Annotated in this window: 16 protein-coding genes; 10 read left to right on the top strand and 6 right to left on the bottom strand. The window is 67.5% G+C overall.

Annotated features, from left to right (window positions below; translation table 11 throughout):
• The first annotated feature begins 53 nt into the window (after positions 1–53).
• Positions 54–1,499 carry a metalloprotease TldD gene (gene tldD, locus ACQG3P_RS07110; RefSeq protein ID WP_184126485.1) on the top strand — a complete coding sequence of 482 codons (1,446 nt, stop codon included), beginning with the start codon at positions 54–56 and terminating at the stop codon, positions 1,497–1,499.
• Positions 1,500–1,530: 31 nt separating this feature from the next.
• On the opposite strand, the gene yjgA is transcribed toward tldD, so the two are convergent.
• Positions 1,531–2,124, bottom strand: coding sequence for a ribosome biogenesis factor YjgA (gene yjgA / locus ACQG3P_RS07105; RefSeq protein WP_426804634.1), 594 nt, complete (start codon positions 2,122–2,124; stop codon positions 1,531–1,533).
• Positions 2,125–2,192: 68 nt separating this feature from the next.
• Here yjgA and pmbA point away from each other — a divergent pair, with 68 nt between their 5' ends.
• Both pmbA and ACQG3P_RS07095 read left to right on the top strand, forming a co-directional pair.
• Positions 2,193–3,560: a metalloprotease PmbA gene (gene pmbA / locus ACQG3P_RS07100; protein WP_184126487.1), complete on the top strand. Its 1,368-nt coding sequence runs from the start codon at positions 2,193–2,195 to the stop codon at positions 3,558–3,560.
• Between the two features lie 88 nt (positions 3,561–3,648).
• Positions 3,649–4,032, top strand: a complete 384-nt coding sequence (locus ACQG3P_RS07095) for a DUF4870 domain-containing protein (RefSeq protein WP_307106630.1) — start codon at positions 3,649–3,651, stop codon at positions 4,030–4,032.
• Between the two features lie 168 nt (positions 4,033–4,200).
• Here the strand turns inward: ACQG3P_RS07095 and ACQG3P_RS07090 are convergent, their stop codons facing one another.
• The 5 genes from ACQG3P_RS07090 to ACQG3P_RS07070 all read right to left on the bottom strand — a co-directional run bounded on the left by ACQG3P_RS07090 (position 4,201) and on the right by ACQG3P_RS07070 (position 8,949).
• Positions 4,201–5,079, bottom strand: coding sequence for a polyprenyl synthetase family protein (locus ACQG3P_RS07090; protein ID WP_426804633.1), 879 nt, complete (start codon positions 5,077–5,079; stop codon positions 4,201–4,203).
• The gene (locus ACQG3P_RS07085) at positions 5,069–5,329 is read right to left on the bottom strand and encodes an exodeoxyribonuclease VII small subunit (RefSeq protein ID WP_068853531.1); all 261 of its coding nucleotides are present in this window, start codon (positions 5,327–5,329) and stop codon (positions 5,069–5,071) included. The genes ACQG3P_RS07090 and ACQG3P_RS07085 overlap by 11 nt, the downstream gene beginning before the upstream one ends.
• A 36-nt stretch (positions 5,330–5,365) precedes the next feature.
• On the bottom strand, positions 5,366–6,652 hold the full coding sequence (gene tilS, locus ACQG3P_RS07080) for a tRNA lysidine(34) synthetase TilS (RefSeq protein ID WP_320457418.1): 1,287 nt from the start codon (positions 6,650–6,652) through the stop codon (positions 5,366–5,368).
• 66 nt (positions 6,653–6,718) lie between these two features.
• A complete protein-coding gene (locus ACQG3P_RS07075) occupies positions 6,719–7,237 on the bottom strand; it encodes a WG repeat-containing protein (protein WP_426804632.1) in 519 nt (172 codons plus the stop codon).
• Positions 7,237–8,949, bottom strand: a complete 1,713-nt coding sequence (locus ACQG3P_RS07070; protein WP_426804631.1) for an alkaline phosphatase — start codon at positions 8,947–8,949, stop codon at positions 7,237–7,239. Before ACQG3P_RS07070 ends, ACQG3P_RS07075 begins: the two co-directional genes overlap by 1 nt.
• 150 nt (positions 8,950–9,099) lie before the next feature.
• Between ACQG3P_RS07070 and ACQG3P_RS07065 the strand changes: the two genes are divergently transcribed.
• The 7 genes from ACQG3P_RS07065 to ACQG3P_RS07035 all read left to right on the top strand — a co-directional run bounded on the left by ACQG3P_RS07065 (position 9,100) and on the right by ACQG3P_RS07035 (position 16,481).
• Entirely contained in the window at positions 9,100–10,428 is a 1,329-nt protein-coding gene (locus ACQG3P_RS07065; protein WP_426804630.1) for a dicarboxylate/amino acid:cation symporter, read from the top strand.
• 300 nt (positions 10,429–10,728) lie between these two features.
• Positions 10,729–11,277 carry a hypothetical protein gene (locus tag ACQG3P_RS07060; protein ID WP_426804629.1) on the top strand — a complete coding sequence of 183 codons (549 nt, stop codon included), beginning with the start codon at positions 10,729–10,731 and terminating at the stop codon, positions 11,275–11,277.
• Positions 11,274–11,912 carry a hypothetical protein gene (locus ACQG3P_RS07055; RefSeq protein WP_426804628.1) on the top strand — a complete coding sequence of 213 codons (639 nt, stop codon included), beginning with the start codon at positions 11,274–11,276 and terminating at the stop codon, positions 11,910–11,912. Before ACQG3P_RS07060 ends, ACQG3P_RS07055 begins: the two co-directional genes overlap by 4 nt.
• Positions 11,913–11,954: 42 nt before the next feature.
• Complete coding sequence (locus tag ACQG3P_RS07050; RefSeq protein ID WP_426804627.1) at positions 11,955–13,496, top strand: adhesin; 1,542 nt, start codon at positions 11,955–11,957, stop codon at positions 13,494–13,496.
• Positions 13,497–13,633: 137 nt separating this feature from the next.
• The gene (locus ACQG3P_RS07045) at positions 13,634–14,335 is read left to right on the top strand and encodes a C39 family peptidase (RefSeq protein WP_093533407.1); all 702 of its coding nucleotides are present in this window, start codon (positions 13,634–13,636) and stop codon (positions 14,333–14,335) included.
• 8 nt (positions 14,336–14,343) lie between these two features.
• Positions 14,344–15,126 carry a hypothetical protein gene (locus tag ACQG3P_RS07040; protein WP_426804626.1) on the top strand — a complete coding sequence of 261 codons (783 nt, stop codon included), beginning with the start codon at positions 14,344–14,346 and terminating at the stop codon, positions 15,124–15,126.
• Between the two features lie 44 nt (positions 15,127–15,170).
• Entirely contained in the window at positions 15,171–16,481 is a 1,311-nt protein-coding gene (locus ACQG3P_RS07035; RefSeq protein ID WP_068853510.1) for a transporter, read from the top strand.
• The last annotated feature ends 277 nt before the right edge of the window (positions 16,482–16,758 follow it).

Below are 16,758 nucleotides of genomic sequence, written 5' to 3'. Positions count from 1 at the left end.
ACAATGTCCCGCGCACGGCTTGCGATATCTGCCCGCGCCCACAGATCAAGACCATGACCGACAACGCACTCACCCTTGCCCAAGACCGCCTGCTGCTGCCCGCCGGGCTGGATGCCGGTGGCCTGGAACGCACCTTTGGCACCCTGCTGGGGCCGGGTATCGATTTTGGCGATCTGTACTTCCAGCACGCCCGCCGCGAAAGCTGGAGCGTGGAAGACGGCATCGTGAAAGACGGCGCCCATTCCATCGAACAGGGCGTGGGCGTGCGCGCCATTGCCGGCGAGAAGACCGGGTTTGCCTATTCCGACGACATCCATGGCGATGCGCTGCTGGGCGCGGCGCGCTCGGCGCGCGCGATTTCCCGCGAGGGCGGGGCGCAGCCGGCGCGGTCGCTGGTGCGCGGCAATGCACGCGCGCTGTACCCCGCACTGGACCCGATCGATGGCATGGGCAACGAAGCCAAGGTGGAGGTGCTCAAGCGCCTGGACCGTTTCCTGCGTGCGGCCGACCCGCGCGTGCAGCAGGTGATGGTGAGCCTGTCCGGTGGCGTGGATACCATCCTGATCGCGCGCAGCGACGGCGTGCTGGCCGGCGACATCCGCCCGCTGGTGCGGCTGAACGTGCAGGTGATCGTGGAGCAGCACGGCCGCCGTGAATCGGGCTATTCCGGCGGTGGCGGGCGCTACAGCTACGAGGAACTGTTCGCTGACGGACGCCCGGAAGCCTTCGCCCGCGAAGCGCTGCGCCAGGCGCTGGTCAACCTGGACGCCATTCCGGCCCCGGCCGGGGTGATGACCGTGGTGCTCGGCCCGGGCTGGCCCGGCGTGCTGCTGCACGAGGCGGTCGGCCATGGCCTGGAAGGTGATTTCAACCGCAAGGGCACCAGCGTGTACGCCGGCCGTATTGGCGAGCGCGTGGCAGCGCCGGGCGTGACCATCGTTGACGACGGCACCCTGGACGGTCGCCGCGGCTCGCTCAACATCGACGACGAGGGGCATCCGACCCAGTGCACCACGCTGATCGAGGACGGCATCCTGGTCGGCTACATGCAGGATTCGCTCAATGCACGCCTGATGGGCGTGGCCCCGACCGGCAACGGCCGCCGCGAATCGTTCGCGCACATGACCATGCCGCGCATGACCAACACCTACATGCGTGCCGGCCAGCATGACCCGGAAGAAATGATCCGTTCGGTCAAGCGCGGCCTGTATGCGGTGAACTTCGGTGGCGGTCAGGTCGACATCACCAGCGGCAAGTACGTGTTCTCGGCCACCGAGGCCTATCTGATCGAAGATGGCAAGGTCACCGCGCCGGTGAAGGGCGCGACCCTGATCGGCAATGGTCCGGAAACCATGCAGAAGGTGCGCATGATCGGCAACGACCTGGCCCTGGACGAAGGCGTGGGCGTGTGCGGCAAGGATGGCCAGAGCGTGCCGGTGGGCGTGGGCCAGCCGTCGCTGCTGATTGATGGCATCACCGTGGGCGGCACCCAGGCCTGATCGCCGGATGCGCCCGTCCTGCCAGCCCGGCTCAGTCTTCGGCGCTGTCGGCGTCGCCGATGTCGTCGTCGTCGGTGTCGGCCGTCGTCGCTTCCAGGCCCAGCGCGGCCGGCAGCAGCAGGGTGCGCAGCACCTGGTAGATTTCACGGAAGGCACGCGGCGGCTTGTTCTTCGCGCGCTCGGCCTGCGCATTGCGCACCAGCGTGCGCAGCTGCTGGCGGTCGGCCTGCGGGTACTCGGCCAGCAGCGCGCTCAGCGCGGTGTCGCCGTCCTTGAGCAGGCGCTCGCGCCAATCCTCGGCGCGGTGCAGCGCGGCCACTTCGCGGCGCGAGGTATCGCTGTTGGCGTCCAGCGCATCGCGGATCGCGTCCAAGGTGGCATCGTCCTCGCGGCGCATGTGCTTGGCCAGGAACGCCAGCTGGCGCTTGTGGGCGATATGCGCGGTGATCCGCTTGGCCTCGGCGATGTGCGGCAGCAGGTCTTCCGGCACCGGTACGCGGGCCAGCTGGGCCGGGGTCAGCGACACCAGCTTCTCGCCCAGGGCCAGCACGTCCAGCGCGTCGCGCCGGTTCTGGCTGCGGCTGATATCAAGGAATTCACCGGTTTCTTCGTCGCGTCCGCGCATCGTCTTCTTTCCACATCCAGAACTGTGCCCGGCGTTGCGCCAGGCACTCACCCGTACAGGATAAAGCATTGAACGTGATCTCCCCTGAAGCCCATGCCGCCGACGACAGCCTGCCGAGGCTGGAACAGCTGGCCGACATCTCCCAGCAGCTGCTGGCCCGGGCCCGGGCGCTGGGCGCCACCCAGGCCGAAGTCAGCTGCAGCGAGGAACGCGGGCTGGATGTGAACGTGCGCCTGGGCGAAGTCGAAACGGTGGAATCCACCCGCGATCGTGGAATCGCGGTCACGGTCTACTTCGGCCAGCGCAAGGGCAGCGCCAGCACCGCCGACCTGCAGCCGGCCAGCCTGGAATCGACGGTGGCCCAGGCCTGCGCGATTGCCCGGCATACCGAGGACGACGAGGCCGCCGGCCTGGCCGACCCGGAACTGATGGCGCGCGAGTTCCCCGACCTGGACAGCTGGCACCCGTGGGCGCTGCAGGCCGACCAGGCGGTGGATCTGGCGCTGGCCTGCGAAGCGGCCGGGCGCGAGGCCGACCCGCGGATCAGCAACTCCGACGGCGCATCGGCGTCCACCGCCACCAGCCTGTCGGTCTATGCGAACTCGCACGGGTTCATCGGCCGTGACCGCAGCAGCCATCATTCGGTGGGCTGTGCGCTGATCGCAGGGCAGGGTGACGGCATGCAGCGCGACGGCTGGTACAGCAGCGCGCTGGCCCGCGAAGACCTGGAAGATGCGGCGTCGATCGGTCGCCGCGCCGCCGAGCGCACCCTGGCCCGGCTCAACCCGCGTTCGATGGCCACCGCGCAGATGCCGGTGCTGTATTCGCCGGAAGTGGCGCGCTCGCTGATCGGCCACCTGCTGGGTGCGGTGTCCGGCGGGGCGCTGTACCGCCGTGCCAGCTTCCTGCTCGACAGCGTGGGCACGCAGCTGTTCCCGGACTGGTTCGCGATCGAGGAGCGGCCGCTGCTGCGCCGTGGCCTGCGTTCGACCGCGTTCGATGGTGATGGCGTGGCCACCCGCGATTCGTCGCTGATCGAAGGCGGGGTGCTGCAGCGCTATGTGCTGGGCAGCTATTCGGCACGCAAGCTGGGCCTGGTGACCACGGGCAACGCCGGCGGCGTGCACAACCTGCGGGTGCATTCCAACGCGGGCGATCTGGCCTCGATGGCGCGGCAGATGGGCAACGGCCTGCTGGTGACCGAGCTGATGGGGCAGGGCGTCAACGGCGTCACCGGCGACTACTCACGCGGGGCCGGCGGCTTCCGGGTGGAAAATGGCGAAATCCAGTACCCGGTCGACGGGATCACCATCGCCGGCAACCTCAAGGAGATGTTCGCGGCGATCGAGGCGGTGGGCAGCGACATCGACCGCCGTTCGCACGTACACGTCGGCTCGATCCTGGTCGGGCGGATGACCGTTGCCGGTAACGATTGACGGCATCGATTGACGTATCCTGTGCCCGCTGCCTCGGCAGGCGGGGAGCCTGCCATGCACCACCCATACACTGGACAAGGAGTTTCATGTGAGCGAATTCGACAACATCACCGCCCCGCCGCCGCCGCCGACCAGCGCCGGCCCGGTTCCCAGCGACCAGCGCACCATGGCGCTTGCCGCGCACCTGCTGGGCATCTTCACCTGGTTCATCGGCCCGTTGATCATCTGGCTGATCAGCAAGGACGACGCCAGCAAGGGGTTCGTCACCGACCAGGCCAAGGAAGCGCTGAACTTCCAGATCACCATCACCCTGGCAATGATCATCTGCTTCATCCTGATGATCGTGATCATCGGCGGCCTGCTGGCGCCGCTGGTGGGCATCCTCAACCTCGTGTTCTGCATCATCGCGGCGGTGAAGGCGAACAACGGCGAGGCTTACCGTTATCCGTTCACCCTGCGCCTGATCAAGTGACCGCTGGCGTGTACCGGGCAACGCCCGGTGCCGCCGAGGTCACGGTAGATACCGACCGTTGGTCGGTATTCCACAAAAAACGCCCGGCAATGCCGGGCGTTTTTCGTTCTGATCCGTGACGCCACGGCCTGCGTGGCTGCCGTACCGACCAACGGTCGGTACCTACCGTTAGTGGTTGCGCTCGACCGCCAAACGACCCAGCGCACGCAACGCATCAGCGCGTTCATCGTATCCGGCAAGGCTGTCGTGCATGCGCTCGCTCAGCGCCGCAAGTTCGGCTTTGGCACCGTCCATTCCCAACAACGCCGGGAACGTGGACTTGGCCTGCGCCTGGTCCTTGCCCGCCGTCTTGCCGAGCTGTTCTGAACTGGCTTCCACGTCCAGGATGTCATCGCGCACCTGGAAGGCCAGGCCGAGGGCGTTGGCAAAATCATCCAGCTGCAGCAGGGCCGCGTGCGGCGCATCGCCACACAGCGCGCCCATGCGGACCGCCGCGCGGATCAGCGCGCCGGTCTTCAATGCATGCATGTGCTGCAGGTCGGCCAGCGGCTGCGCGTGGCCCGTTGCATCGATATCCAACGCCTGGCCGCCGCACATGCCGGCTGCACCCGAGGCGTGGGTCAACGCCTGCAGGCAGTGCACCCGCAGCAGTGCCGGCAACGCCGCATCGGCCAGCAGCCCGAACGCGCGCGTCTGCAGCGCATCGCCGGCCAGGATCGCCGTGGCCTCGTCGAAGGCGATGTGCGTGGTCGGGCGGCCGCGACGCAGGGCGTCGTCGTCCATCGCCGGCAGATCGTCGTGCACCAGCGAATAGGCGTGGATCAGCTCCACTGCCATCGCCGGTGCGTCCAGCGCATGTTCGTCGGCACCGAAGATCTGCCCGCTGGCGTACACCAGCAGCGGGCGCATGCGCTTGCCGCCACCGAGCACTGCATAGCGCATCGCCTGGTGCAGGCGCTTGGGCGCCTGTTCCGGTGGGGGGAGGCTGGCGTCGAGCTGGCTTTCAATGCGGTCGCGCCAACGCGCGAACGTGGACTCAACCGTCATGGCTGGGCGGGTCGAACGGCTCGGCGGTTTCCGGGCGGGCCGGGTCGCTGAGCAGCCGCACGCGCAGTTCGGCCTGCTCCAGCGCCTGCTGGCACTGGCGGTACAGGCCCACGCCACGCTCGTAGGCGCTCAGCGACTGCTCCAGGCTCATGTCGCCGGTTTCCATCTTCTCCACCAGCTGCTCCAGTTCTTCCAGCGAATGCTCGAAGTGGGCGACCGGGGAGGCGTCAGTGGGGGATTTCTTGGCCATGCGACAAGTGTGAGGCGCCAGCCCCAAGGGGTCAATTCACGCCGCGCCCGGCGTCCAGCGCAGTCGGGCGTGCTGTTCATCCAGCCACTGCTGCAACGGTGCCGCGATCACCTGGTCGCCGGCCGCAACCAGCACCTGGTCTGCATACAGCAGCGGCACCTGGCGGCGCTGCCACGGAGGCAATCCGCTCTGTTGCAGCAGATCTTTCAGCGCGTGCGAATGACTGCGCCCGCGCAGCTGGATGCGCTCGCCGCCCCGGCGTGCGCTGACCTGCACCGGTTCACCCAACCGCTGGGCGCCGATCAGTGCCAGTTCGCCACCATCGGGGAGTGCCAGTGGGCTGGCGCCGTCCCAATGCACGCTCCAGTCCAGCGGCAGTGCCAAGGCCATCGGCAGCAGGTACAGGTGGCCGCGCCAGCGGCGGATGCGCACGCCCTGCCAGGCGAACTGCGCATCGGCATCCTGGGCAGCGGGCAGCAGTTCGCGTTCGATGGCCTGGACGCCCGCGGCCGGCAACGGCGGTTGTCCCGCGCTGCGCACCCACTGCCGCAGCAGCCGCGCGCGGCGCTCGCGCGGCTGCCGTTGCAGCTTGGCGCAGTCGAGCACGCCGGGCGACACCGTGCAGCGCCGCAAGGCGTCGTGGTCGGAGGCATCGAGCAGGCGCTGCGCCTGCGCGCTCAATTCGGCGCTGCGTGCGAACGCCGCATCGGCCTGCGGCCAGCGCTGCTGCAGCAGCGGCAGCACGTGCAGGCGGAGGAAGTTGCGGTCGGCCACGTCGCTGGCATTGCTGGGATCTTCGATCCACTCCAGCCCGTGCGTCGCGGCATGCGCCCGCAGGTCGCTGCGCGGGATCTGCAGCAGCGGCCGCCAGATCGATCCGGCGCCGAACGGCGCATGCGCCCGGATCGCCGCCAGGCCATCCACCCCGGAGCCGCGCAGGGCCCGCAGCAGGAACGTTTCGGCCTGGTCATCGCGGTGGTGCGCCAGTGCGAGGTGTTCGCCTTCGCGCAGGACGCGGGCGAACGCTTCGCGGCGAACGTGGCGTGCCGCGGCTTCCAGGCCCGCACCGCTGTCGCGCGGCACCGCCACGCGGATCACCTGCAGCGGAATCGACCAGGCCGTGCAGATCGCCTCGCAGTGCGCCGCCCAACGATCTGCATCGGCCTGCAGGCCGTGGTGCACGTGCACCGCATGCAGGCCGGCGGCGCGCTGTGCGGGTGACTGGGCCAGCCAGTGCAGCAGCACCGTCGAATCCAGTCCGCCACTGAAACCCACCAATACGGGTGCGGGCAGGTCGGGGGCAGGGGGCAGCGCAGTAGGCATCGAATGGGACATGTCAGGCAGAGGGCCAGTATCGGCCTTGGCAGCACGCGCCGCCATCACGCAGGCTCATCGGCCGGTGGGATCGGCCACGCGGCGACCCTGGCGGTCGATGTGGAACCACTCGCCGCCTTCCATCGGGGTGTGGCCATCGCCATCGGGCGTGCCGCGCCGGCAGCCGTTGCATACCTGGGCAATGCCATCGGAAAACGGCCAGCCGAAATCGTAGGTGCCCGGTACCGCCTGCGCCAGCGCGGCATCGAAGTAGGCGATGCGCTCGCCCACCCGGCCGCGCAGCAGGCCTTCCTCGACGTAATCCGGGCCGTTGTCCCAGGTGATCACCGCTTGGGTGCGCCCTTGGCGGCTGACGTAGTGGAAGCTGTCCCCGGCGTACACCGCAGCCAGTCCCAGGTTGTCGTAATCGAGCCTGGCACGTGCCGCCGCGTCGAGCGACAGCCGGCCCTGCTCCAGGTGGCAGCCGGCCAGCGGCTGCAACCCGTCTTCCTCGGTCAGCCGCTGGCAGGCCGGCGGCGCGGCGAGGCCCACCGCCGGGGCCAGTAATGCCACCAGCACGCCGGCCCGCCGCATCAGTTGCCTGCGTCCTTGCGCTCGAACGCCTTGGGTGCGGGCAGCTCCACCGGCACGCCCTTGGCGTCGCAGGTGCCGGCATCGCACAGGCGCTGGCGCAGGCGCGGGGTGGCCTGCACGATCATGTGGTAGATCGCGTTCTGTTCCATGGTGCCGCGCACCGCCTTGCTGCCCGGGCCACGGGCCCAGATGCCGACATCTTCGCCGCCGTGGCTTTCGCTCTTCATCGGCACCAGCGCTTCCTGCATGTAATCAGGGTGCTCGGTATCCACGTGGGTCAGGTCCGGGCGGCCCTTGGCCGGGTCGAAGCTGCTCGGGTTGTGCGGGTAGGCCTTGGGGCCTGCCGGCTGCTGGTTGGTGGCGCCGGTGAAGCCGGGGCCATTGGCGTAACTGAGGGTCGTGTAGGGCAGGCCGAGGCCGTCGCGGGCCAGGTCGAGCGTGCCGGCGCCGTCTTCGCCGCCCTTGTCCTTGACCTTGCCGAGGATCGGGTTGCCACGCGCCGGGTAGCCCACGAAGTTGAGCGTGTGCGAGTGGTCGGCGGTGACGATGATCAGCGTGTCCTGGTCGGAAGTGGCCTCCACCGCTGCACGCACCGCGTCGGACAGCGCCACCGTATCGCTGAGCGCACGGTAGGCGTTGCCGCTGTGGTTGGCGTGGTCGATGCGCGCGCCTTCCACCATCAGCACGTAGCCTTCCTGGTGGCGCGACAGGTTGGCGATGGCCGCCTGGGTCAGTTCTGCCAGGCTGGGCTCGCCGGACGGGTCGTCCTTGCGTTCGATCTCATAGCGCATGTGGTCCGGCTCGAACAGGCCCAGGATCGCCGGGGCGTTGGCGGCGGCCTGCAGCTGCTGCGCGTTCCAGACATAGGCGCCCTGCGGGTGCGCCTGCTTCCATTCGCCGACGAGGCTGCGCCCGTCCAGGCGCAGGCCCACCTTGTCGTCGTACTCCGGGTCGGTCTCTTCCACGTTGGTGAACTGGGCACGACCGCCGCCCAGCGCCACCAGCGGACCTCGCCCGTAACGCGAGGTGTCCAGCAGCTGCTGGGCGATGTCCTTGCAGCCGGCCGCCTTGGCCGCCTCCGGCAGGTCCGCGTCGCTTTCCCAGTTGCGCTCGGGCGAATGGGCGTAGGTCGCGGCCGGGGTGGCGTGGGTGAGGCGCGCGGTGGTCACCACGCCGGTGGCCATGCCGGCGCTGTCGGCCAGCTGCAGCCAGGTCAGCAGGCCCTTGCCCAGGCTGTCGGCGCAGTCGCTGCGGCTGCCGGCGCTGACCCCGATGGCGCCCATGTGGGTCTTCACGCCGGTGGTGATGGCGGTCATGGTGCCGGCCGAATCCGGGGTCTGCGAATCGGTGTTGTAGGTCTTGCTGAACGCGGTGGCCGGGAAGCGCTCCCAGGAGAGCAGGTTCTCTTCGCCCGGGTTGCCGTTGCGCTGGCCCTCGAAGATGCGTGCGGCAGCCACGGTGGTCAGGCTCATGCCATCGCCCAGGAACAGGATCACGTTTTTCGCGCGGCCGTCCATGGCGCCACTGCCGGCGGCACGGGCGGCACCGCTGCGGTACCACCACTGAGGGGTTTCACCGGCCGGGTGGGCCACTGCCGGTACATCGACCTGAACGGCGCCGGCGTTGGCGCGGGAAGCGGGGGCGGAGGCGGCGCAGGCGCCAAGCAGCAGGGTGGTGGCGAGGGCCGCCACAACAGGCGTGAAACGGGACATGGACGCGCGTATCTCAATGGTGAAACGGGCGTTCATTATGCAGAACGCCGCAAGGCACGCCGATGACACGCTGATTTGTTTCTGTGCGCCTCGTCCGCAGGGGCGCGTTGGGCTAAGGTGAGGGGCTGTCACCCTCTCCCTGGAATGCTCATGACGCTGGTGTCTGCCTGGCTGCGGATCCCGTTCTGGCAGCGCGTACTTGGCGGCTTCGTGCTCGGCGCGCTGGCCGGCTGGCTGCTTGGCCCCGCCGCCGAAACCTGGTTCGGCCCGCTGGGCGACCTGTACGTCACGCTGATCAAGATGATCGCGGTGCCGCTGGTGTTCTTCGCGGTGATCAACGCCATTTCCTCCCTGCACGGGCAGAAATCGGTGGCGGCGCTGGGCGGGCGCACCTTCCTGTGGTTCATCATCACCGCCGCGCTGGCGGTGGGCATCGGCCTCGCCGTGGGCACCCTGATGCAGCCGGGTACCGGCAACCTCAGCCTGAGCATGGACCACGGCTACACGCCGCGCGAAGTGCCCAGCGTGGTCAAGGTGGTCATGGACGTGGTGCCGTCCAACGTGTTCTACGCGCTCACCGGCATCGGCACCAAGGTCAACGCGGCCGGCGAGACGGTGCTGGCGGCGGGGCGCGGTTCGATCCTGCCGGTGATCTTCTTCGCCGGCCTGCTCGGTTTTGCCATGGTCAAGCTGGGCGACAAGGTCGCCGAGGCGCGCAAGCTGACCGGGCAGATGAGCGACATCATGATCCAGGTCACTCGCTTCGTGCTGGAGATGACCCCACTGGGCACCTTCGGCCTGATCGCCGGGCTGGTGGGCAGCTACGGCTTCGAAAAACTGTTGCCGCTGGGCAGCTTCGTGCTGGCGCTGTACGTGGCCTGCGCGCTGCATATCGTGCTGGTGTACGGCAGCCTGCTGCTGGTGCACGGCCTGAACCCGCTCAAGTTCTTCCGCGGTGCCGCGCCGGGCATGCAGGTGGCGTTCGTCAGCTCGTCCAGCTTCGCGGCGATGCCGGCGGCAATGCGTTCGATCACCCACAACCTTGGCGTGAACAAGGACTACGCGTCCTTCGCGGTGCCACTGGGCGCCAGCATCAAGATGGACGGTTGCGGCGCGATCTATCCGGCGCTGTGCGCGGTGTTCATCGCGCAGTACACCGGCGTGCCGCTCACCCCCGAGCAGTATGTGGTGGTGCTGATCGCTTCGGTGCTGGGCAGCTTCGGTACAGCCGGGGTACCCGGTACGGCGGTGGTGATGGCCACGGTGGTGCTGAGCGCAGCCAACCTGCCGCTGGAGACCATCGGCTACCTGTACGCGATCGACCGGATCCTGGACATGATGCGCACCATGACCAACGTCACCGGCCAGATGCTGGTGCCGGTGCTGGTGGCCAAGGAAACCGGGCTGCTCGACCGCGAGGTCTACGACAACCCGTCCACCAACCTGGGCGTGGAAGAGGGCGAAGAGCGCACCTCTTAGCACGATCGGTCAGGTCGTCATGCAGCGGGCCGGCGATTGTCGGCCCGTCTGCGTTTGATGACTGCGCACTGTGACATCTGTATCCGACGGTGTAACAACGCTGATACACCTACATGTGAAGTGAGCGTTATCCGCCTTCCTGACGCGCGCACGTTCGTGTTCAGGACGCGTGAACGCCACGCGGGTGTAACACCTGCGTTGCAGTGACAGCGGTCGCTGCCGGCAACATGCCCGCAAACAGGGCCTTTCGGACTTGGCACGATTGCTGCTCCATCCCTCCGCATGTATCGGGAGGTCGCAATGGACAGCGTTCGCGTACGGAGCAAGGCAACGGTGGTGACGTGGCTGCTGCTGGTGATGGTGATGGTGCTGGCACCGGCAGCGGTGCAGGCCTCGGGCGCACGGCAGGGCGTGAAGCAGCAACCGGGTGAAATCGTGCTGCTGCGGGATGTATCCGCGCGGCCGGCGTATCGCCCCGCTCCCCCGGGCGTGGCCTTGATCGCCGATCCCTCGCCCAAGCGCGAAGTCGCTGGCGCACTGGGCACCTCGACCGGCATGGACGAACTGAGCGACGACGATTACGCCTCGCTGGGCTCCAACACCGGCCTCTCTGCGGGGCACCCGCAGACCACCGTGGAGCGCGTCACCACCAGCACCATCAACAGCACCCTGGGCAAGGCCACCAGCAGCGGTGTGCTGTCGGGCAGCTCGCTCGGCCGCAGCATCGGCGGGCCGATGGGCGCGGTGGGCAACGCCACCCGCGGTATCGGTGACCAGGTGCGCGGTGCGCTGGCGCAGTTCCCGCTCGGCCAGCCGGCCGGTGCGCCTGCAGGTGGGCCCGGCAAATGAAGCGCGCAACCGTGCTGCTCTCGCTGGGGCTCTCGCTGGTGCTGCCACTGCCGCTGTACGCGCAGCAGGCAGGCGACTACGCCGGCATGCTGGGCTACCTCAACAACACCCGCCTGGAGGGCCGCGCGCTGAGCGGCGCCGACGGCGCCATGGTGGTCAACATGGCCGCCGGCGACCTCAACCTGCAGGCCAACCTGCTGGGTATCGCCAGCGGCGAAAACGCACAGGTCAACATCGATGCACGCCAACGCCTCGCCGGCAACCGCGTGCGCGCCGATGGCGCGCTGGATGCCAGCGCCAGCATCGGCGGCCAGGCACTGAACGGCGCCAGCGGCGTCGCCATGATCAACCAGGCCAGCGGTATCGGCAACGCGACGCTCAACGTCGTCACGGCCACGCTGGCGCAACAGGGCATACGCGAGACGAACGACGAGGCCTTGTCCGCGTCGGGGGCACTCGCGTCAGCAGGGGGGCAGGGCACCGCACGTCGCGGTGGTTCCGCCGGAACCCGCAGTGTCGCCGTGGAGGACACCGCACTGCAGGGATTCGACGGCGTTCTGCAACTCAATCAAATCGCGGGTACCGGCAACACCACCGCCAACCAGTTGGGCATTTCGGTGCAGTCCACCCCGTGAGCAGTTCCATCCACCCGATTGACCGTGAAGAGAGAGGGCACCATGAACACCATGAACAAGACGGTACTTGCGCTGGCCATCGCAGTTGCGGCTACCGCATCTGCCTCCGCACAGGACAACCAGAACGCAAGCGCGTTCATCAACCACATCCACAACGTGTGGGAAACCCGCACCAACACCAACACGAACACGAACACCAACCTCAATACCGACGTTGATACCAACATCAACACCGATATCGACACCGATGTCGACACCGACATCACCACCAGCATCGATACCGATATCGATACCAATATCGATACCAACATCCGCAATGACTGGGATTCGCGCACCCGCGTACGCAACAACAGCACCACCAACACCAGCTCCGACACCAGCACCAGGACCACGACCAAGAGCTACAGCGACACCAGCGACGTGAACCACACGCGCAATGTCTCGGTCAACGAAAACGTGCAGAAGAACAGCAACATCCAGGCCGACGAGCGCAAGGAAAAGAACAACCACGGCGTGGACGTGAACCTGGAATCGGACCTGCAGGTGGGTGCGGACGTACAGTTCCGCGGCCGTCCGACCGTCTCGGGTGACCTGGAAGTGGACTCGGCCGCGATTGCCATCATCGACAACCGCCAGTCGATCACCGACAACGAAGGCGACAACCAGCTGCTCGAGAACAATTCCTCGATCAGCGAAAACGTGGCGCAGGACGCGTCGGGCAACCTCGGCTTCAACACCGCCGCCGGTGACAACAATGCCCAGGACAACGCCGCGTCGCTGTCCGCCGCCGATGCTTCGTTCACCTTCGGCATGTCCGATGCGCAGGTGTACGTGAACCAGTACGGCGCCGGCAACACCACCATGAATGATGGCGTGGTCAACAACTCCAGCCTCAGCGGCAACGCCTTCCGCGGCGCCACCGGCAACATCGGCGTGAACAGCGCCGCCGGCAACAACAACGAGCAGAAGAACGCCCTGGCTGCGTCGGTGTCCACCGCCCGCATGGCCACCGCGAGCATCAGCTCGAACCAGGTGTCCACCGGCAACAGCGTGTCCAACGAGGGCTACGTGAAGGCCATGCGTGACACCACCCAGGTCACCCTGCGTGGCAACGTCCGGGGCGGTACTGCAGCCATCGGCGTGGGTGGTTACGCCGGTCGCGGCAATGCCTACCAGAAGGAAAACTTCTACCCGGATACCTGGAGCGGCTCGTCGCATACCGGTGGCAACCAGACCGGGCACATCGACCTGGATGCTGACGCCCAGGGCGCCACCGACAACCCGTACAACGAAGGTGCAGGCGGTCTCGCCTTCGACACCGACGAGCGCGGCGTTCTGGCGTACGGTGAAGTGGGCTATGCCGATCTGCAGGCCAGCCTGAGCGGTACCGTGGCCACCACCCGCTGGGTCGTGGAACGTGCCGAAAACAACGCTTCGCTGTCGGGTGACTCGTTCCGCGGCGCCAGCGGCAACATCGGCGTGAACGTCGCAGCCGGCACCGGCAACCTGCAGGCCAACAGCCTGGCCCTGGCCGTGGCCCAGCCGTCCACTGGCGGCAACCCGGGCGGCGGTGGCGGCGAGTAACGCTGTCCGTTTTCGCAGGCAACACGCGTTGAGCGCAACAAACCCGGCCATCCGCCAATGGCCGGGTTCCCCGGGAGCCCCTGTTCCATCCTCCCCCTTTGGGGCAGGGGCTCCTTCCTTCTTCCGGAGCCATGCCGATGTGGTCGACCCGAGCCCTGTGCTGCGCGTTGTCGCTGCTGATCCTGCCGGTGGGCGCCTCGCGCGCCGGCGATGTGTCCTTCAGCGGCGTGCTGCCCAATGGCGCGGTGTACTCCCAGCGCGTGGAGAGCATGCAGGAACGGCGCTTCCGCAACGTGGTGCGCCAACACACCGATTACAGCTGCGGCGCGGCCGCTTTGGCCACGATCCTGCGTTATGCCTACCACCTGGACGCGGACGAAGGCACGGTGATCGAAGGAATGATGGGGGTGTCGGACCCTGAACTGGTCCACCAGCGTGGCTTCTCGCTGCTGGACATCAAGCGTTACGTGGAATCGATGGGCATGCGTGGGCGCGGCTACCGCGTCAACGAAGAGCGCCTGCGCTCGCTGCGCGTGCCCGGGCTGGTGTTGATGGATGTGCGTGGATTCCGCCACTTCGTGGTCCTCAAGCAGGTCCGCGGCGACGTGGTCGACGTAGCGGACCCGATCCTGGGCAACCGCAGCATACCCGTCAACGAATTTCTCGAATCATGGCCGTCGCGCGCCGTGTTCGTCGTCATCGGTACCGATTTCGACCGCAACACCGTGTTGCTGCAGCCCGGCGAACAGCCCAGTGCGCGTTCGCTGTATGCACGGCAGGGCCCGATCACCGACGCGGAACTGGTGGATTTCGGTTTCACCCATGCCGATCTGTTCTAGGAGGCACCATGAACATCGCAAACTGGACGCACAGTGCATTGCTCGTCGCGCTGCTCGGGGTCGCCCCGGTACACGCCGCCGATGCACCCAACGCGCAGGAGCAGGGACGCCCCGGCAAGGGATTGAGCGAAATCCCCGACCCGGAACTGAAATTGATGCGTGGCCGCTACACCGTCAACGGCAATGCCGTGGCCTGGTTCGGCGTGACCATGGTTTCACAATGGCAGGCCGGCAACCAGTCCGCACAGAGCGCGCTGACCTTGGGCATGGATTTCAGCCATGGGGGCAACACGCCCAAGGTGAGCTTCACGCCCAGCGTGACGGTCACCGCCGCCGACGCGCCCCTGCCGGAGACCCCGGGGCGCAGCGTGGATTCGAGCGGCCTGCAGAACGTGGCCGGGCTTACCCAGAGCATCCAGGTGGCCGGTGACAACAACGTGGCCAGCAACGCCACCCAGTTGAACGTGCGCGAAGGCACCGCACCCACCACCACCGAACAGAGCGCCGCGCAGGCCAGCGCGCAGCAGGGCGGCGTGAGCGCCGTGGCCCAGCAGGACGGCAACGGCGCCAGCGTGCAGCTGCAGATCCAGGGCGTGGGCCAGGTCCAGCAATGGATCCGCAACGGCAGCGTCGGCCAGAGCATCGCCGTGGCCAGCGATGGCCAATCGGCCAGCAACCGCATGCAGATCGACCTGGTGCGGCAGACCCTGGCCAACAGCGCGTCGCTGAACCAGAACGTGGCCCAGGCGATGAACCTGGTACGCGGCGTAGGCATGGGGCCCGGCCAGTAACACCGGCCGGGTGGGGGAACGACACCAGAACACAGGGCAAGGAAATGCACACCTCGATATGCACGACACCGCTGGCGCTGGCGGCGCTGGCACTGACCGCGTCAGCTGCGGCAAACGCCCAGGACGCACCGGCCACCCCGGCAGACGAAGCAGACGTAAAAGCACTCATCCAGCAGCTGGAAACGCTCAAAGCCAATTACGCCCAGGAAGTGCGCCGGCTGCGCGAACTGGACATGCAGGTGCAGGCCATGCAGGCCCGCTTGAGCGGCAAGACCGCACCGCTGGCCGGCGCCGCCCCGCCCGAACCGCTGCCCTCGAGCACCCCCGCCGCACCGCCGACCGGCGATGGCTACGCCAGCACCGCCGCCGAAGCGCAGCAGGCCAAAGAAGCCTCGCGCCGCAGCGTCGACGACGTCAAACAACAGACCTCGACCCTGTTCACCCGCCGCTTCACACTGGAAAACAGCCTCAGCTACGCACGCTACGACCGCAAGCAGCTGACCCTCAACGGCTTCCTCGCCCTCGACGCGATCTTCCTCGGCAACATCGCCATCGAAAACGTCGAGTCCGACACCCTCACCTACAACCTCGCCGCACGCTGGGGCCTCACCCCGCGCCTGGCCCTGAACCTGGACGTGCCCTACCTGGCCCGCAAGACCGTCTTCCAGAAGGGCGGCGCCGGCGGCTCGGCGGCGGCCATCGCCCAGGAAGAAACCACCGGCAACGGCATCGGCGACATCAGCCTCAGTGCCAACTACAAACTGTTCTCCGAAAAAGGCCGCTGGCCCGAAACCGTGTTGACCGTCGGCGCCACCGCCCCCACCGGCCGCGAACCCTACGGCCTGAGCTGGAAAGTGCTCGAGCGCGACGACGACGACTTCATCCGCTTCGCCGTGCCCGAACAGCAACCCACCGGCAACGGCGTCTGGCAGGCCAACGTCGGCCTGTCGGCGGTCAAGACCGCCGACCCGGCCATCCTGTTCGCCAACATCGGCTACATCCATTCGTTCGAAAACAGCTTCGACGACCTCGACGCCAACCCCGATACCGTCAACCCCGGTGACGTCAAACTCGGCGGCTCGTATTACTTCGGCGCCGGCGTGGCGTTCGCCTTCAACGAACGCACCAGCCTGAGCATCTCCTTCAGTGACAAGCTCAGCGCCCGCGCCTCCACCCGCTTCAAGGGCGGCCAGTGGGTCAAGATCGTCGGCAGCGACGCCAATGCGGCCACGCTCAACCTGGGCATCACCTACGCACTCAACCAGAACACCACGATCGTGAGCCTGCTGGGTATCGGCCTGACGCCGGATTCGCCGGACTTCACCCTGGCCTTCAAGGTGCCGTACATCCTGTAGCGCGCGTATCGACCAACGGTCGATACCTACCGCAGCCGGCAATGCGGAGGGCCGGCAATGCAGAGGGCCGGCCAACGGCCGGCGTCAGCGAAGCCCCAGCTTTTTCCATGGCCACCGACCCGATGTCGAAGGGTCGGCGGGGGCGGGTTTGCGGGGGTGTGAGCCGCATGGATGCGGCGACCAAGCCCCCATGGATGGGTTGAGGTGGTCTAATCCGGCTGGACACTCGATAGGATCAATCCAAGCATCGAGGTGACCCGTGGCAAGACAGATAACC

Origin of the sequence: Stenotrophomonas sp. SrG (genome assembly GCF_050031795.1) — a bacterium.
In the GTDB taxonomy this organism is placed as follows: Bacteria; Pseudomonadota; Gammaproteobacteria; order Xanthomonadales; family Xanthomonadaceae; genus Stenotrophomonas; species Stenotrophomonas rhizophila_A.
The sequence above is the reverse complement of the archived record's forward strand: the minus strand, read 5'-3'. Positions and strand labels throughout refer to the sequence as shown.